Source organism: Microbacterium sp. zg.Y909 (assembly GCF_024626565.1).
The window spans coordinates 1-1,380 of sequence record NZ_JANJFJ010000651.1 but is presented as its reverse complement, the minus strand read 5'-3'; the positions used below and the strand labels follow the sequence as shown (position 1 = coordinate 1,380).

The following is a 1,380-nucleotide window of genomic DNA, read 5'->3' as shown; positions in this document are numbered from 1 at the left end:
TTCCTGCTGTCGCCCGAGAACGTCGCGGTGTCGGGTGACGGTGCTGTGGTGCAGGCCGACCCCGAGGCGCCGGCCTTCGCGCAGTAGACCGCCGTGGACGTGCTCAAGCTCGTCGCCTCGATCGTCAACTCGCTCCTGCTCGTCTATGTTCTGCTGCTGCTCGTGCGGCTGATCCTCGAGTACATCCCGATGTTCAACCGATCGTGGCGCCCCCGCGGCGCCGGCCTGGTCGCGGCGGAGATCGTCTACACGGTCACCGATCCGCCGATCAAGCTGCTCCGCAGGTTCATCCCCCCGCTCCGACTGGGGCCGGTGGCCGTCGATCTCGCATTCCCGCTCACGATGCTCGTCTGCTTCGTGCTGCTGTCGATCACGCGCTCGATCGCCGGACCCTGACCCCCATTCCGCCTCGCGGCCCGTGACCGCTCGCACTATGCTGGTTTGATCGGCCCGCAGGTAGCGGGCTGCTCCCGATCGGCCCGCGACGTGAGCTCCGAAAGAGGACCAGACAATGGCTTTGACCCCCGATGACGTCGTCACCAAGCAGTTCCAGCACGTGCGCTTCAAGGAAGGATTCGACCCGGACGAGGTCGACGACTTCCTCGACGAGATCGTCGTCGAATGGCGCAAGACGATCGCGGAGAACGAAGAGCTGAAGGCCAAGCTCGCCGCCTACGAGTCCGGTGAGACGCCGGCGGCCGCGTCCGCCGCTGCGGCCCCCGCCGAGGTCGAAGAGGTCGAAGCCGTCGAGGTGGTTGCCGAGACCCCCGCCGCCGAGTCCGCGCCGGCCGCTCCCGTCGCCGCCAGCGCCGGCATCATCGAGCTCGCGCAGCGTCTGCACGACGAGCACGTGGCCGAGGGCCAGGCTCAGCGCGACAAGCTCATCTCCGAGGCGCAGGCACAGGCGGCGTCGATCGTCGCCGAGGCCGAGGCCCGCGGCCGCGACGAGATCGCCCGGCTCGAGAAGGAGCGCGGCGTGCTCGAGACGCGTATCGCCGAACTGCGCCAGTTCGAGCGCGACTACCGCTCGCAGCTGCGCAGCTACATCGAGGGCAAGCTTCGCGACCTCGACACCACGGGCACGACGTCCGGCTCCGCGCCGGTCTCGGCCGTCGGCCACTAGGCCTGGTCCTTGACCGAACGGACGCCTCTGCGTACGGCGGCGGCCGGCACCATCATCGCGATTCTCGCGGCGCTGGTGCTGGCCGCCGACCAGTTCACCAAGCATCTCGCGATCGAGAACCTCCCCTATGAGGAGACGGTTCCCGTCCTGGGTGACTTCTTCCAGCTCTACCTCACGCGCAACCCCGGTGCGGCATTCTCCCTGGGTGAGGGCGTGACCTGGATCTTCACGCTGGTCCTTCTCGCCGCTGCCGTGAC

At 68.4% G+C, this 1,380-nt stretch carries 3 protein-coding genes; all 3 read left to right on the top strand.

The genetic code is table 11. The features are described from left to right. The first annotated feature begins 93 nt into the window (after positions 1 to 93). A complete protein-coding gene (locus tag NQ160_RS23805) occupies positions 94 to 396 on the top strand; it encodes a YggT family protein (protein WP_257517455.1) in 303 nt (100 codons plus the stop codon). A 115-nt stretch (positions 397 to 511) separates the two neighbouring features. Beyond that, positions 512 to 1,123, top strand: coding sequence for a DivIVA domain-containing protein (locus tag NQ160_RS23800; RefSeq protein ID WP_257517454.1), 612 nt, complete (start codon positions 512 to 514; stop codon positions 1,121 to 1,123). A gap of 9 nt (positions 1,124 to 1,132) precedes the next feature. Beyond that, positions 1,133 to 1,380, top strand: a 248-nt coding sequence (locus tag NQ160_RS23795) for a signal peptidase II (RefSeq protein ID WP_257517453.1), incomplete at its 3' end; no start/stop codon positions are given.